19 protein-coding genes and 2 pseudogenes are annotated in these 14,556 nt (G+C 34.6%); 2 read left to right on the top strand and 19 right to left on the bottom strand.

Annotated elements, in window-relative coordinates; all coding sequences use genetic code 11:
• From TA89_RS04720 to TA89_RS04655, 14 genes and pseudogenes are all read right to left on the bottom strand, one after another.
• Positions 1-189, bottom strand: a 189-nt coding sequence (locus TA89_RS04720; protein WP_040211301.1) for an NADH-quinone oxidoreductase subunit K, incomplete at its 3' end; no start/stop codon positions are given.
• 9 nt (positions 190-198) lie between these two features.
• A complete protein-coding gene (locus TA89_RS04715) occupies positions 199-645 on the bottom strand; it encodes an MnhB domain-containing protein (RefSeq protein ID WP_040211299.1) in 447 nt (148 codons plus the stop codon).
• The gene (gene mbhE / locus TA89_RS04710) at positions 626-874 is read right to left on the bottom strand and encodes a hydrogen gas-evolving membrane-bound hydrogenase subunit E (RefSeq protein ID WP_040211298.1); all 249 of its coding nucleotides are present in this window, start codon (positions 872-874) and stop codon (positions 626-628) included. Before mbhE ends, TA89_RS04715 begins: the two co-directional genes overlap by 20 nt.
• 48 nt (positions 875-922) lie before the next feature.
• Positions 923-1,186, bottom strand: a complete 264-nt coding sequence (locus TA89_RS04705) for a hydrogenase subunit MbhD domain-containing protein (RefSeq protein ID WP_040211297.1) — start codon at positions 1,184-1,186, stop codon at positions 923-925.
• Positions 1,179-1,523, bottom strand: a complete 345-nt coding sequence (mnhG, locus tag TA89_RS04700) for a monovalent cation/H(+) antiporter subunit G (protein ID WP_052447327.1) — start codon at positions 1,521-1,523, stop codon at positions 1,179-1,181. Before mnhG ends, TA89_RS04705 begins: the two co-directional genes overlap by 8 nt.
• Positions 1,523-1,786 carry an MrpF/PhaF family protein gene (locus tag TA89_RS04695; protein WP_040211296.1) on the bottom strand — a complete coding sequence of 88 codons (264 nt, stop codon included), beginning with the start codon at positions 1,784-1,786 and terminating at the stop codon, positions 1,523-1,525. The genes mnhG and TA89_RS04695 overlap by 1 nt, the downstream gene beginning before the upstream one ends.
• A complete protein-coding gene (locus TA89_RS04690) occupies positions 1,786-2,316 on the bottom strand; it encodes a Na+/H+ antiporter subunit E (RefSeq protein WP_040211294.1) in 531 nt (176 codons plus the stop codon). Before TA89_RS04690 ends, TA89_RS04695 begins: the two co-directional genes overlap by 1 nt.
• Before the next feature lie 16 nt (positions 2,317-2,332).
• The gene (hypB, locus tag TA89_RS04685; RefSeq protein ID WP_040211293.1) at positions 2,333-2,983 is read right to left on the bottom strand and encodes a hydrogenase nickel incorporation protein HypB; all 651 of its coding nucleotides are present in this window, start codon (positions 2,981-2,983) and stop codon (positions 2,333-2,335) included.
• Position 2,984: 1 nt separating this feature from the next.
• Positions 2,985-3,326: a hydrogenase maturation nickel metallochaperone HypA gene (gene hypA, locus TA89_RS04680; RefSeq protein WP_040211290.1), complete on the bottom strand. Its 342-nt coding sequence runs from the start codon at positions 3,324-3,326 to the stop codon at positions 2,985-2,987.
• Between the two features lie 4 nt (positions 3,327-3,330).
• Positions 3,331-4,413: pseudogene (locus TA89_RS04675) on the bottom strand (hydrogenase large subunit).
• A 1-nt stretch (position 4,414) separates the two neighbouring features.
• Entirely contained in the window at positions 4,415-4,813 is a 399-nt protein-coding gene (locus tag TA89_RS04670; RefSeq protein ID WP_040211288.1) for an NADH-quinone oxidoreductase subunit C, read from the bottom strand.
• Between the two features lie 27 nt (positions 4,814-4,840).
• Complete coding sequence (gene hypE, locus TA89_RS04665; RefSeq protein WP_040211286.1) at positions 4,841-5,842, bottom strand: hydrogenase expression/formation protein HypE; 1,002 nt, start codon at positions 5,840-5,842, stop codon at positions 4,841-4,843.
• A 17-nt stretch (positions 5,843-5,859) separates the two neighbouring features.
• Positions 5,860-6,930, bottom strand: coding sequence for a hydrogenase formation protein HypD (hypD, locus tag TA89_RS04660; RefSeq protein ID WP_242850079.1), 1,071 nt, complete (start codon positions 6,928-6,930; stop codon positions 5,860-5,862).
• 16 nt (positions 6,931-6,946) lie between these two features.
• Positions 6,947-7,162, bottom strand: a complete 216-nt coding sequence (locus tag TA89_RS04655) for a HypC/HybG/HupF family hydrogenase formation chaperone (protein ID WP_040211283.1) — start codon at positions 7,160-7,162, stop codon at positions 6,947-6,949.
• 274 nt (positions 7,163-7,436) lie between these two features.
• On the opposite strand from TA89_RS04655, the gene TA89_RS04650 reads away from it, so the two are divergent.
• Complete coding sequence (locus TA89_RS04650; RefSeq protein ID WP_040211282.1) at positions 7,437-7,853, top strand: hypothetical protein; 417 nt, start codon at positions 7,437-7,439, stop codon at positions 7,851-7,853.
• Between the two features lie 29 nt (positions 7,854-7,882).
• Here TA89_RS04650 and TA89_RS04645 read toward each other — a convergent pair whose 3' ends face one another.
• Positions 7,883-10,429: a calcium-translocating P-type ATPase, PMCA-type gene (locus TA89_RS04645; RefSeq protein ID WP_040211280.1), complete on the bottom strand. Its 2,547-nt coding sequence runs from the start codon at positions 10,427-10,429 to the stop codon at positions 7,883-7,885.
• Between the two features lie 168 nt (positions 10,430-10,597).
• Between TA89_RS04645 and TA89_RS04640 the strand changes: the two genes are divergently transcribed.
• Positions 10,598-12,247 carry a putative manganese-dependent inorganic diphosphatase gene (locus tag TA89_RS04640; RefSeq protein WP_040211278.1) on the top strand — a complete coding sequence of 550 codons (1,650 nt, stop codon included), beginning with the start codon at positions 10,598-10,600 and terminating at the stop codon, positions 12,245-12,247.
• 61 nt (positions 12,248-12,308) lie between these two features.
• On the opposite strand, the gene TA89_RS04635 is transcribed toward TA89_RS04640, so the two are convergent.
• The 4 genes and pseudogenes from TA89_RS04635 to flgG form a co-directional block, all read right to left on the bottom strand.
• Entirely contained in the window at positions 12,309-13,067 is a 759-nt protein-coding gene (locus TA89_RS04635; RefSeq protein ID WP_040211276.1) for a hypothetical protein, read from the bottom strand.
• A 113-nt stretch (positions 13,068-13,180) separates the two neighbouring features.
• Entirely contained in the window at positions 13,181-13,951 is a 771-nt protein-coding gene (locus TA89_RS04630; RefSeq protein WP_278246209.1) for a flagellar basal-body rod protein FlgG, read from the bottom strand.
• A gap of 14 nt (positions 13,952-13,965) precedes the next feature.
• A complete protein-coding gene (locus TA89_RS19345; protein WP_479723472.1) occupies positions 13,966-14,286 on the bottom strand; it encodes a flagellar basal body rod C-terminal domain-containing protein in 321 nt (106 codons plus the stop codon).
• Positions 14,287-14,304: 18 nt separating this feature from the next.
• Positions 14,305-14,415 (bottom strand): annotated as a pseudogene (gene flgG / locus TA89_RS19255) (flagellar basal body rod protein FlgG); the annotation flags it as partial.
• Positions 14,416-14,556 lie beyond the last annotated feature (141 nt).

Genomic DNA, 14,556 nt, shown 5'->3' with positions numbered 1-14,556 from the left:
AGCCTTTAAATCTGACATAAATATAGGTGCAGTTCCTCCTGATCTGTATCCTATAGAAATAAGAAGTAAATTTATTCCACTGTCTAAAAGCCCCATACCGATTACAATCTTTATCATATTTTTCTTAAAAATCATAATGTAGAGACCGAATATCATCAACAAAAATGAGCCAATATAATTAATTACCATTTACCCACCTCATTCCTCACTGTCCTCTTTTAAAGTTCCTAGCATAGCTAGTATTAAAAACCCTATCCCGGCTAACACCTTATAACCTACAGCAAAATTCATAAAAAATATCGTACCTGAGCTCCAAAGCTTACCAGGAGTCCCTTTATATAAAACATTGCCAAAAAAGCTTGCACCATATATTATCCCTAAAGTTGCAGTTAACACAAAGGCTAAGGCTCCAATATCCTCTGACAGCTTCATTTTTTCACTATTAAATACCTTTGTAATACCTTTTCTTCCATATGCTGTATAAAACACAGCTATAGCTCCCGCTATTAAAACCCCTCCCTGAAACCCTCCTCCCGGGCTTAAATGACCATGGAGGATTATATACGCTCCAAGAACCAGGGATATTGGCAGAACTATATCAGCACAGGAGGTAATTATGGAATTCTTAAATTTCCTTTTTTTCATTAATTAATTCCTCCCTGTTTCTTTTATTTTTTCTAAGTATCACCGCAGTACCACTTACTGCTGTAAAGAGTACAAAAGACTCACCCAATGTATCATAACCTCTAAAATCAAACACTATAGCTGTCACGGAGTTAATAGCTCCTGTTTTTTCTACAGTTTCCTTAGTAATTATGGAAGCTATACCTTGAAAGCTATCGCTTAAAGAGCTCATTTTAAAAGCTGTATACATAAAAAAAACAAGTTATCATAGTTATGCAGAATGCAGAAACAGCTTTTTTCATTTTTCCTCCTCCTCCTTTTTATTCCCCTTTATCTTATGAAGGGTTATTAAAAAAATTACCGGAGTAAGTATCGCTCCCACAGCACCCTCAGCTATTGCTACGTCTGGTGCCCTCAGCAAAAGAAACTCCAGAGCTATAAGTGTACCAACCACTGAAGAAGCTATAATACAGGGAAGAATATCATCTATAATAACTGTAAGAAAACCAGCAATTATAATCCCTGCTACTATTAAAGAATTTAATAAGGACATATTACCCATTATTTTCCTCCCCTTCTTCGCAGTGATACTCACTGTTATTCACATCTCTTGCACCGCTCCTGTAAGCTGCCTTTGTCATCGCATGAGACGCAGCAGGATTAGTAAGCAATATAAAAACTGCTATAATCATGGATTTAACTGCAATAGAAGAGTTTCCTATATAAAAACCATAAACAGCACATCCTATTAATATGGGAAGACTTCCCATGGTAACTATATTAGTTGAAGACTGAAGCCTGCAGAAGGTATCCGGCATCCTCAGCATTCCAATGACACCTGCTAATATAAAAAATACTCCCACTGCAAATAATAAATCTATTATAATTCTTGTTATCATCACATTTTGCCCTCCAGATATCTTGAAATTAGAATAGTTCCAATGAAGCCAAGGAGTGTGACGATTAAACCTAAATCAATATATAGCGCACGTCCTTCATAACAGCCGAATATAACCATTATAAGCCCTACTATAACATCGATAGAATCCGCTGCAGCCACCCTATCAATTACATGAGGTCCTTTATAAACTCTATATACTAAAGATAACGAAAGTAATAATAGCACTACTGAAAGTACAACAAAGTCAGTACTCATATCCATTATTTAAATATCCTCCTAACCCAAGGTTCAAAGGTACCTTTTATTATTTCAGATGCTTGTTTAATATCTCTGGCAGAAACATCAATCCAGTGAATATACATGTAGTTTTTCTCATCCTCCTCTACTATGTCCATAGTTATAGTTCCAGGAGTAAGGGTTATACAGTTTGCCAGCATAGCTAAGCCGTAATCGGATTTAATTTCTGTTTCAATTTTCACGATTCCCGGATTAATATTCATTTTAGGAGAAATAGCTCTCTTAGCCACATCCCAGTTAGCCTTTAAGAGTTCCCATGCGTACACAGGAATAAACATAATTAAACTCCCCAGTCTTTTAAAGTTTAAAAGCCAGAAGGGATCCTCTCTTATAAAAAATTTGTGAGTGAAAGCTGCTACTAAAAATGATACTAAAACACCAGCTACTGCCTCTTGATAATCTAATTTAAGAAGATTAATATCCTGAAGCACAAATATCACCCAAAAAAGCATGCAAAATAACGCCGTAGCTAATATACTGTACAGCTTTTTCATAATCATTCCTCCAATATCATTTATTAAAAAGTGGTCTAAGCCAGGCAACAAAATCCTGTACCCCCGTGCCTTTTCTTGAATCAGCCTTAAATATTCTTATATCCTTATTTACAGCCTTTGCCTCATCCATTATCCGCTTTTCATTATAATCAAAATAATCCTTCATATCGTATTTTGTAATAACCAGTGCATTAGACCTCATAAACATCAAAGGATATTTATTTACCTTATCATCACCTTCAGGCACGCTTAGAAGAGCAACCTTCAAGTGCTCACCTATATCAAATTCTGCAGGACACACTAAGTTACCTATGTTTTCAACTATTATTACCTGTATGTCCTCAAGATTAAATTCAGGTAAAATATTTTTAATAGACATTGCTTCTATATGGCAGGCACCGTCAGTATTTAACTGGACCACAGGGATTCCCTGCGAAGCTATAGTTTCAGCATCTATCTGTCCTGCAACATCACCTTCTATAACTGCAGAATTAATGCCAATCTCTTTTAGCTTATTAATTAAAGATAATATAAATGTAGTCTTACCCGCTCCGGGAGACCCCATTATATTTATCATTACAACCTTCTTTTTATTTAGCTCTTCCTGAAGTTCATCATGACAATTTTGATTCCATTCTAAAATCTGCCTTACAACCTTTATTTCCATATCAATCTACCTCCATGCTTTTTATAAGAAATTCTCTTCCTCTAATTATCTTCACATCATAGCTTCCACATTGAGGACAGTTATATTTATCTTTTATAAGCCTTCCTTCATATCCGCAGCAGACACAGTTTATTTCAACCGGGATTTTTTCTACATTCAGCAAAGCCCCTTCTATAGGCGTTCCTTTACTTGCTATGTCAAAATAATACTGAATGCATTTTGGAATCAGCCCAGAAAGCTCTCCTATCTGCAGATTTATACATTTCACCGCTGTCACCTTATGCTTTACCGCTTCTTCTGTACATATTTTTATAATATTCTCCGTTACTGAAAGCTCATGCATAACACTACCTGTCCAAACAAGAAAAGCATGGGTCTATACTTGCAACGATCAAACCTGCATCTGCTATTGAATTTCCTTTCAGCATAATGGGTACTGTAGCTGCATTTTTAAAGGTGGGAACATGTATATTCACCCTCCAGTTATTAGGGCCCCCATCAGATATAACCAAATAGCTTACTTCTCCTCTTGGTGCCTCTATTCTGCTTAAATACTCTCCTGAGGGTATTTTAGGAATTTTAAATCCAAGATTTATTCCCTCTTCAGGTATATTTTCAGCTGCTTGCTTAATAATTTTAATACTCTCCTGAATTTCTAAAAGTCTTACCACAGCTCTGGAAAAAACGTCCCCTTCTTGGGTAACAACGGCATTAAAATCAAAATCCTCATAGCAGCAGTAAGGATCTATCTTCCTTGTATCATCCTTCATTCCTGATGCTCTTCCGTGAGGACTGCAGGCACCATACTGCCAGGCATCTTCCTAAGACAGCTTACCTACTCCTTTTGTTCTCAATTCCAATGTCTTATCATTTGAAAATATATATAATATCTTTTCATAAGGTTCTTCCAGCTCCTGAAGCATCTTTATCAGTCTGTCAAACTGATCTTTAGAAATATCTCTTCTGCATCCTCCAACAATATTCATTGCATAATTCACCCTATTACCGCTGAGCATTTCTAAAGTATCCATTACTTTTTCTCTGGCTGCAAAGCTATACATGAAAGCAGAATCAAAACCGATTATATGAGCAGCAAGACCCAGCCATAAAAAGTGTGAATGAAGTCTCTCAAGTTCACAGAATATAACTCTGATATATGAAGCTCTTTTAGGAACCTTCATATCAGCAATCTTTTCTAACGCCAAACAGTATGCTAGGGTGTGAGAGTGAGAGCATATACCGCATACTCTTTCCACCAGGGTAATCGTTTGTATATAATTTCTTTCAGATGCTAATTTTTCTATCCCCCTGTGGTTATATCCTATGAAAACATCAGCATCAGTTATAAGCTCGCCCTCTGTATAAAGCTTAACATGGACAGGCTCTTCTAAAGATGGATGATAGGGTCCGATAGGTATTGTGTATCCCATATTATTTCTCCTTACCGCTTGTTTCAGCTTCTTTATATTTTTTTAATTCTGACAAAGGTAAAACAAGTATCTGTCCTGAGCCATCAAACTCTTCAGGTAAAAACAGTCTGCCAGACTTATTTAACCCTTGAAAGTCTATAGGCATAAACTCACATATTTCCTCCTCACACCATTGAGCAGATCCTCCATAAATTTCTGTAATGCTTGGAATGATGCTGAAGCCTCTAACAGAATAGGACTTAATACTTCCTTCCACGTCAAAATGATAAAGTACTACATTATTTCCTTCTTTATCGATATAACCATTCATGATTACCAATCTTCTCTTTTCTTTATACATCTTTTTAACTATTGGAATCAGTTCATCTTTGGTAATCTCTGTACATTGATATTCATGCATATAAAGCCTCCTTATAAATATTTATTTTCAGCATATACGGGGCAAAATGTCATAACTTAGTTTATCAATTATCCTTCTTCCTCCCAGTTCGCTCTTTAATAAAACCTTAGCTTTATCCTCTTTTATAGCCTCACCTATTATTTTTGAATTAAAAAAAACAGGATATTTTCTCAGTTCTTCAAGAATCTTTTCTGCGGCAGCTTTTTTTACTACCATAAGAGCCTTACCCTCGTTAGCTGAATAAAGAGGATCAAGCCCCAGCATTTCACAGGCAAACTTCACCTTTTCATCTAAAGGAAGAGATTCCTCATTTATTTCAATGGAACAGTCACTATTTTCTGCAAATTCATTTAAAACCGTCGCCACCCCTCCTCTGGTAGGATCCCTTAAGGCTTTTATATCTTCTTTAAATTTAATAATCACAGGTATAAGTTCAATTAGAGGAGTACAGTCGGAAGATAAATTAAATTCTAATAATCCTTCTCGGGAACAAAGTATAGAAACTCCATGATCGCCTATATTCCCGGTGCATATTACAGCATCTCCTTCTTCAATATTTTCTGTGTTTAAAGAAACTCCTGAAATTAATTCTCCTATTCCCGCGGTGTTTATATATATGCCATGTCCATGCCCCTTATCCACTACCTTAGTATCTCCTGTAACTATCTTTACGCCGGAATATTCCGCAGTTTCTGCAATTGAATTTATTATTTTCTCCAGCTCTGACATACTAAAACTTTCTTCAAGTATAAGGGATAAGGTTAAGTATTTAGGTATACTGCCACACATTATTAAATCATTTACAGTGCCGCATACAGAAAGCTTTCCTATGTCTCCGCCTTTAAAGAAATAAGGAGAAATCACATAGCTGTCAGTTGTAAAGGCAATCCTATTACTAACATTCAGAGCAGCCCCATCCTCTAAGGAATTAAGATAGCAGTTCCCTAATTTACTCAAAAACATTTCTTTAATTAATTTAGAGGTTTTTACCCCTCCGTTTCCATGAGATAATGTTATAAATTCATCCATACATTCACTTCCTTCGGTTAGTAACAATATCTGTAATAAGCGGCACAGCTTCCTTCCTGAGAAACCATACACGGACCTATAGGATTTAAAGGGTTACATTTCTTTCGAAATAACGGACACTGTAGAGGAGATAATTTCCCTTTTAAAATTTCTCCGCAGGCACATAAGTTTTCATTAGATTTATCTTCAAAACTTTTCATCGGATAATAATGCTCTATGTCAAACTCTCTAAATTCCTCTTTTAACTTTAATGCTCCATCCCTTACCTCTCCTATTCCCCTCCAGCAGTCGGTTGCAGCAGTAAAAGTTTCATTTATAGCTTTAACGGCTTCCGTATTGCCTTCCGGTCTTACTATGCTCTTATAGCAGTTTTCCAAGCTATAGTCTTTATTTTTTAATTTTTCAGTTATTTTAAATATTGAATATAGGAGTTCTTCTCTTTCAAATCCCGCTATCACTCCGGGTTTATCATAATATTCCAAAAATTTAAAACCTCTTTCACCTATTACAGCAGCTACATGTCCAGGGCACAAAAAACTGTGAATATTTATGTCCTTTTCACTTAACAGCTGTGTCATTATAGGTTTTATCCTTCTATGCATGGAAAGGATTTTGAAATTTTCTATTTTTCTTTTACAAGCCTCACGAATAACCACAGCCGAAGAAGGAGCTGTGGTTTCAAATCCTATAGCTAAAAAAACTATACATTTATTTTTATTTTCTAAAGCCAGCTTAAGAGCATCCATAGAAGAATATACTATTTTTATATTTCCTCCCAAAGCCCTGCTCTTTTCAAGAGACTTATCAGGATGAGTGCCAGGAACTCTAATCATGTCACCATATGTAGCTATAATAACATCTTTATAAAGAGATAGTTCATATATATAATCAATATACTTTTCATGGGTAACACACACAGGACATCCAGGACCTGAAATAAAATTTATCTTGTTCTTAAATAAATCCCGAATTCCTGTTTTAGATAACGCCATAGTATGAGTACCGCAGACTTCCATTATATTTGGCTTTTCTATCTTTGATAGATTTTGTTCTATAAGATATATTATTTTTTTTAAGTCAGACAGCATACTAAATCCCCTCATTTTACACATTATCCATTTCTTTCAATAATCCCCAAGTTTCAATTGATATATTTTTATCAATCTTTTCTATGGCGAATCCAGCATGTACAAGTACATAGTCATCTATTCTTATATCCTTAATAAAGTCTATTCTAATGGTTTTCTGTACTCCTTTTAATTCTGCAACAGCTTGTTTACCATCTATGCTTACTATTTTTAACGGAAATGCTAAACACATAATTTCACCTTAATTTTCAATATATTCTGTTATAATAATAACACAATTCCTCTGGAAAGGTAAGGCAGTATTTAGAATTTTATAAATTTTATTTATAGTAAAATATTTGTTAAAAACTATGATTATAGAATATAATAATTACTGTACAATATAAAAACAAAGTATTTAATAGCATGGTATATTATGTTATAATACTTTTAGCCATTCAGATTTAAATGACTGGTTTTATTATTCGGCGTCATTGTTATTATTAATAGGTAAAGGAGTCATAAAAATGGGATTTAAAGAAAAATTAGCTCAGTACTATACGGAATCTTATATAAAGAAATATGGTGACCGACTTGCTCAGGTACAGGGAAATGTTGTTTCTGTTAAAGTTGAGGAAAAAACTATACTTTGGATATTTCACAAAATCACTGCTGTGTTACTAGTTAGACCAGAAAGAAGCAAGAATGTAATTAAATGCGTTTACAAAAAGAATAAATGGTTTAAAAAACCTGGTTTTATAAATATTAATCAAGGTAACTTAGTGATAGTTCAGGGACTTAAGGGCAAAAAAGGTAAAAAATCTAAAGAAAGCCGAGAGATTATTGAAATAATGAACATAAAAAATCTTACTACTCGTAAAGATTTAGTTCCTACTGATGGTCCTCAGGTTAAAAGGGTTCAAAAAGTTCAGCGTATGAAATAAATGAGTGGAGTTATATACTCCACTCATTATTATTTGGCCTTAATCCATAAGTATAGGCTGTTTATGAAAGCTATTATACCTGAGAAGAATAAAACGATTAACCACTGACTTATATTCAAAGACATTGTATTAAAAATATTCTTCAGCCAGGGAATATATATGATTGAAATCAGCATTGATACTGAAACTGTCACCGCTGCTAAAAGGTATAAGTTTGTAAATATTTTTATTTCAAAGATAGAATGTCTTTCGGATCTGCATTCAAAGACATGGAAGAGCTGAGACAAAACCAGCGTTCCCAAAGCCATTGTCCTGCATAGCTTTAATGGATATCCGTATAATTTACCCATTATAAAAGCAAGAAGAGTACATATTCCTATAAGCATACCTCTTATTATTATCTTTTCACTAAGTCCTCGGGCAAATATTCCTTCCTTTTTACCTCTTGGCTTTTGAGCCATTATATCTATATCCGGAGGGTCCACTCCTAAGGCCATTGCCGGTAATCCATCCGTAGCAAGATTAACAAATAATATTTGAATTGGACTCAGGGGGTTTTCCAGATAAAAGAGTGATGCTAAAAACATTGTAAGGACTTCTCCTAAATTGCAGGATAGAAGATATCTTATGAATTTTCGTATATTATCATATATTACTCTTCCCTCTTCTACTGCAGAAACTATGCTTGTGAAATTGTCATCTAAGAGAATCATTGATGAAGCTTCTTTGGTTACATCAGTGCCGGATATCCCCATAGCTACTCCAATATCAGCTTCTTTTATGGCAGGTGCATCATTTACACCGTCTCCCGTCATTGCAACTATCTTTCCATTGTTTTTAATGGCTCTCACTATCCTCAGCTTATGATTGGGATTAACCCTTGCAAATACCTTGATTTTTTTTACCCTTTCTGCTAAATCCTTATCACTTATAGCTTCAAGCTCATCACCAGTTATAACTTCTTCCTGACTGCTGCATATATCAAGATCCTTAGCTATAGCAAAGGCGGTGTTTTTATGATCTCCGGTTATCATAACTGGAATTATTCCTGCCATTCTGCACTGAAGCACTGCATCTTTAACTTCTTTTCTTGGAGGATCTATAATTCCTGCGGTACCTAAATATATCAATTCCTTTTCCATTAAGGAATTGTAAATAATCCCCTTTTCTTTATAGGCGGCGCTTATACATCTTAATGCATTTGAAGACATTATATCTATGCTGCTTAGTATTTCTCTTTTCTTTGATGGAGTAAGAGGCTGTATTAAGCCTTTCTCTAATACAAAGCTGCATTTGTTTATAATCTTTTCAGGAGCACCTTTAACATAACAGCTTTCGTTATTTCCTTCTTTAATGACTACAGACATCATTTTTCTGTTAGAATCAAATGGTATATCATAAACTCTTGTTCCTTTTTCTAAAAAGCTTTTTAATGATACTGTGTCTTTGAAAAAGCATTTAATCAATGCTGTCTCAGTAGGATCTCCCTGAAGAGCCTTGTCCATATTCTTTTCATTTAAGTTATAATTACAATCATTGCAAAAGGTAAAAGCTTTTTTTAAAGGAAGGCTGCCTTCATTTTTTTCTTTATCCAGATTATATATTTTGTTTTCAAAATAAAGAGCCTTTACAGTCATTTTATTTTCCGTTAAAGTTCCGGTTTTATCACTGCATATAACGGATGTGCAGCCTAAAGTTTCCACAGCCGGAAGTTTTCTTACCAAAGCATTTCTTTTCAGCATTCTTGAAACCCCTAAAGCTAATGCTACAGTAACAATTGCAGGGAGACCTTCCGGAATAGCTGCAACAGCCAGACTTACTCCAAGCAGGAACATATCTCCAATAGGTTGTCCTCTCATAATTCCTAAAATCGTAACTATAGCACAGATTATAATACACACTATTACCATTATCTTTCCAAGAGACTCTAATTTTATCTTTAAAGGAGATTTTTCGCTTTCTATAGACTGAAGCAGATCTGCAATTTTTCCCATTTCCGTTTTCATGCCTATTTGAGTAACCTTTCCCTTACCTTTACCTTTTAAAATAGTTGTTCCCATATATACATAATTTTCTTTATTGGAAGTACTCTTGTTAACTCCTATAGATTCTCCGGTAAGCAGGGATTCATCCACCAGTACACTGCTTGCTTCGATTAATACTGCATCTGCAGGTATCCTGTCTCCTGCCTCCAGTAAAATTAGATCCCCAATAGTAACCTGCTCAGCATTTATTACCTGTATTTTATCATCCCTTATAACCTTGCAGGTGGGAGCAGCAAGATTTTGCAGTGCCTCAAGAGATTTTTCAGTTTTAAATTCCTGAATAAATCCTAGCACAGCATTTATAAATATAATTATCAGTATTGTTATAGAATCTGATATATCACCCATAAGTCCTGAAATAATGGTAGCTGCCACTAAAACCCATACAATGAAATCATTAAATTGCGATAAAAAAATTATAAATGGTGATATCTTTTTTTTATTAATAATAGTATTGCTGCCATAGGTATTAATCCTTCTATTCGCTTCAACACTGCTTAGTCCCCTAACCAACTCCTTCTCTTGTATCATTAAGTTCACTCCTTTTTTATTACTCAAAGCTTCTATAGTAATATATGAAACACTCTTTAATCATTATGAGTAAATTCTGCATAAACTTAAATTAGTTTACATTTCACACTTTAACAAGTAAAATTATATTCATATACTAATATTGTTAAATCGAAGGAGGAAATGTAGTTGAAAGACCTCATATACGTAACCGGCCACAGAAATCCAGATTCTGACTCCATCTGTGCAGCTGTGGCATATGCAGAATTTAAGAACAAAACCAGCTCTATACCTGCAGTAGCTGTAAGATTAGGTGAAATAAATCAAGAAACCCAGTTTATATTAGAGTATTTTGGAGTTAATAAGCCCCCTATCTTGGAAACAGTGAAACTTCAGGTAGGAGACCTTAATATTGATAAAATTCATCCCATAGCTCCTGAAATATCTTTAAAAATGGCTTGGAACATAATGAAAACCAATAATCTTAAAACCCTTCCGGTTGTTGATGAAAATGAACATTTGATGGGTTTACTTTCAGTGTCCAGCCTTACCACTAATTATATGGATATATGGGATAATACTATTTTATCTAAAAGCAATACAACCCTTGAAAACATTATAGAAACTCTTTCCGCTGATCCAGTTTATGTACATGGAGATAACCCCAGGTTTACAGGAAAGATACTTGTTGCTGCCATGGAACCTACGAGCTTAAGTTCAATGGTAGAGAGTGGAGATATAGTCATTGTAGGTGACAGAGAGGAAGCTCAAAATGTGCTCATAGATAAAAAGGTGTCACTTATGATAACCACCTGCTCTCAGTGCGTTACAGAAGAAATGAAGGAAAGAGCTTCCAAAAACGGAGTTACCATAATTTCAACTCCTCATGATTCCTTCACAGCTGCAAGGCTTATAGTACAGAGTGTTCCTGTTTCTTATGTTATGGCAGATAATAACCTTATATTCTTTTCTATAGAGGATTTAGTAGAAGATATTAAAGATATAATGGTTGAAACTAGATACAGAAGCTATCCAGTCATTGACGATGCAAATAGAGTTATAGGAATGATTTCCAGATATCATCTGATATCTAATCATAAAAAGAAAGTTATCCAGGTGGACCATAATGAAAGGAGCCAATCAGTTCCAGGCCTTGAAGATGCTGAAATACTAGAGATTATAGATCATCACAGAGTTGCAGATATTCAGACTAACACTCCTATTTATTTCAGAAACGAGCCTGTAGGAAGTACCTCTACCATTGTAGCTTCCTGCTTCTTTGAAAATGGAATAAGACCATCCAGGCAGGCTGCAGGTCTTATGGCTGCAGCGATAATATCTGATACTCTCCTGCTTAAGTCTCCAACCACAACTCCAAAAGATAGTCATATCTTAAAAAGATTGTGCGAAATAGCAGATATTAATAAGGAAGAATTTGCGCAGCAAATGTTTAAGGCTGGTACATCTTTAAAAGGAAAAACCGTAGAGCAGATTTTCCATCAAGACTTTAAAACCTTTAATGTAGAGGGCATAAAAATAGGTGTGGCTCAGGTATATACCATGGATAAAGAGGGTTTCATGCCCATTAAGGACGAAATGCTGGAATTTATGGAAAAGAAATCTAGAGATGTAGATTTAAAACTTGTAGTTTTAATGCTTACTGATATATTAAATGAAGGCTCACAAATCTATGCAGTGGGACCAAAAAAGGATATCATAGAAAAAGCCTTCAACGTTACAATAGAAGAGGATACCGCCTTCTTACCCGGGGTAGTTTCTAGAAAGAAACAGGTTATACCTCCCCTTACCACAGAGATTACAATAGCCAAAAAAAATTAACAAAAAATTCACGGTGCCAGGCACGTGACAAGTGACAAGTGATGAAATCACTTGTCACTTTTTAAATTAAATATACAGACATGAATCCCAAAAACATAAAGAAGGCAGCAATATATATCACTCCCAGGTAGTGCTTCACCTGAATTTCTTCTACTTTAGATTTTTCTTCTCCATAAATTTTTATATAGCTGGTATCATTTTCATAAATATGATAATAAAATCCTACAGCCTCTATATAAGCAGCCATTATTTCAATATTCAACAGAGGCTTTTTTAATGAGTTAACAATGTAGTCTCCTTTGAAATCCATAGTGTATTTTTTTGAGGTGAAAATATATATTAAATATAATATTACCTGAACTATGAAAGCGGGAATAATAGTTAAAATGTTAAGTACAATTTCAAATATCTCATACTCAGAACAACAGCATAAATTATATAACATGAAGTAAAGAACAGCAAAATAGTTTCCAAATATCAATATATAAAATAATGGTGCACAGAATCCGCATACAAGGCTCTTACATACAATAGAAATGGTTTTATGGAACTTAACATCCTTAATGTTTATATTTTCCCTTTCGCTGGTACTGATATCAATGACCAGGAATGCAGTAATAAAATTTACAATTTCTCCGTTACCATATTTAGCTGTTAACCCTACCGCAGTTAGAATAATCAAAAGGTAAACTACATATCTTGCAGCCTTAATTCTAATAAATCGGCAGCAATAATTATCTGTTAACTTAAATACTTTCTGCCTTTGAAAATTCCAAAGCATGATGCTCACTAAACATCCTAAGGTATAACCTATTCCCAAATTAACTCCCCCTTTTATTTTGTTCACTAATGTATATTCTCAATTAGATTAAAATAAACCACTAAAAGGGAAATTAATAATGTCAGGTTCATCCGGTGAACCTGACATTATATTTATCTTGATCTTAAGTTATTAATCATACCCCACATTTCATCGGCGGTTTTTACACTCCTAGACCCTAATTCGAAAGCCCTTTGAGTTATTATCATATCCGTAAATTCTTCAGCCATGTCTACATTGGATCCCTCTAAATAGCCCTGGAGAAAATCAGCGTTATTGCTTCTAAACATCTCCACATTGACTGCAGGTACGTAAAGGCTGTCTCCTGCTGAAATAAGAGAATTCTGTCCAATAGAATTATATAAAGGTATAGAAGCCACATTAGTAAAGGTGCTTCCTTCTTTTATAAATATTTCACCGGATTTATCAATAGATAGATTATCAGGAGAAAACTTAGTATTATTGTAGTTGTGTCCTCCTTTAAAATCTATTGATAGTATATTACCTTTGGCATCTACTATCTTTCCTGCACTGTCTATTTTGAAACTTCCATCTCTTGTATAAGCAAAGCTCCCATCAGCTTTAACAACTCTAAAAAGCCCTTCTCCATCTATAGCTATATCAGTTTTAAGTCCTGTTTCCTGAATAATCCCCTGGGTATTATCCCTAATCCAAGGAGAGGTTCTTACTCCTGTACCTGTAAAGGCCTCCTGTGAATTTGTAGGATATCCGGTTCTGTTTAAAGTTTCACTCATGAGATCTCTAAAACTAACATTAACCTTTTTATAACCGGTAGTGTTAACATTTGATAGGTTGTTAGATATTGAGTCCAGCTTTTCCTGATTTGCTATCATAGCACTTTTTCCATTCCAAAGAATTCTCAAATTAATCCCTCCAATTATCTTACACTACCTACTTCATTAGCAGCTTTATTTAGTGTTTCATCAATAATCTGCACCATCTTTTGATTAGTCTCAAAATGCCTCATTACAGTCATCATATTGATCATTTCATTTACTACATTCACGTTAGACTTTTCAATAAAGCCCTGCTTCACATTAACATTAGCATTAACAGGATTTTCCCCTTGATAAAGATTATCTCCTATTTTTCTTAAACTGTTATAATCCTGAAAGTCTGCAGTATTGAAGCTGTAGCTCAATCTGCCATTTACAAAAATATTATTATTGCTGTCAGATTTTATAGTTCCATTTCCCACATGAATAGGCTCTATATTGCCTCCTGGGGAATTCCTACCCAAAACCCTATCCCCTGAATCATTTACTAAGTAGCCTTCAGCATTGACGTGGAAATGTCCATCTCTTGTGTAATAAGTATTATTTCCTCTTAAAACCGTAAAAACCCTCTTCCTTCTATGGCAAAGTCTTCATCCTTGTTAGTATTATGAAGCATTCCTTGAGTATAATGAGTTTTAGTTTCGTTCGATTCTGCTTCCTAAAGAAATACCACCCAACTCCTGTCTTACAGG

Origin of the sequence: Clostridium polynesiense (assembly GCF_000820705.1) — a bacterium.
Classification (GTDB): Bacteria; Bacillota; Clostridia; order Clostridiales; family Clostridiaceae; genus Clostridium_AA; species Clostridium_AA polynesiense.
The sequence above is the reverse complement of the archived record's forward strand: the minus strand, read 5'-3'. Positions and strand labels throughout refer to the sequence as shown.

Bases quoted from the DNA above. Each gene is read 5' to 3' on its own strand.
- mbhE (WP_040211298.1), bottom strand. From the start codon at position 874: ATGTATACAGCTTTTAAAATGAGCTCTTTAAGCGATAGCTTTCAAGGT.
- TA89_RS04715 (WP_040211299.1), bottom strand. From the start codon at position 645: ATGAAAAAAAGGAAATTTAAGAATTCCATAATTACCTCCTGTGCTGAT.
- TA89_RS04645 (WP_040211280.1), bottom strand. From the start codon at position 10,429: ATGATACAAGAGAAGGAGTTGGTTAGGGGACTAAGCAGTGTTGAAGCG.
- TA89_RS04655 (WP_040211283.1), bottom strand. From the start codon at position 7,162: ATGTGTTTAGCATTTCCGTTAAAAATAGTAAGCATAGATGGTAAACAA.
- hypB (WP_040211293.1), bottom strand. From the start codon at position 2,983: ATGGAAATAAAGGTTGTAAGGCAGATTTTAGAATGGAATCAAAATTGT.
- hypE (WP_040211286.1), bottom strand. From the start codon at position 5,842: ATGGATGAATTTATAACATTATCTCATGGAAACGGAGGGGTAAAAACC.
- TA89_RS04690 (WP_040211294.1), bottom strand. From the start codon at position 2,316: ATGAAAAAGCTGTACAGTATATTAGCTACGGCGTTATTTTGCATGCTT.
- mnhG (WP_052447327.1), bottom strand. From the start codon at position 1,523: ATGATAACAAGAATTATAATAGATTTATTATTTGCAGTGGGAGTATTT.
- hypA (WP_040211290.1), bottom strand. From the start codon at position 3,326: ATGCATGAGCTTTCAGTAACGGAGAATATTATAAAAATATGTACAGAA.
- TA89_RS04705 (WP_040211297.1), bottom strand. From the start codon at position 1,186: ATGGGTAATATGTCCTTATTAAATTCTTTAATAGTAGCAGGGATTATA.
- TA89_RS04670 (WP_040211288.1), bottom strand. From the start codon at position 4,813: ATGCATGAATATCAATGTACAGAGATTACCAAAGATGAACTGATTCCA.
- hypD (WP_242850079.1), bottom strand. From the start codon at position 6,930: ATGCTGTCTGACTTAAAAAAAATAATATATCTTATAGAACAAAATCTA.
- TA89_RS04695 (WP_040211296.1), bottom strand. From the start codon at position 1,786: ATGGATATGAGTACTGACTTTGTTGTACTTTCAGTAGTGCTATTATTA.
- TA89_RS04650 (WP_040211282.1), top strand. From the start codon at position 7,437: ATGGGATTTAAAGAAAAATTAGCTCAGTACTATACGGAATCTTATATA.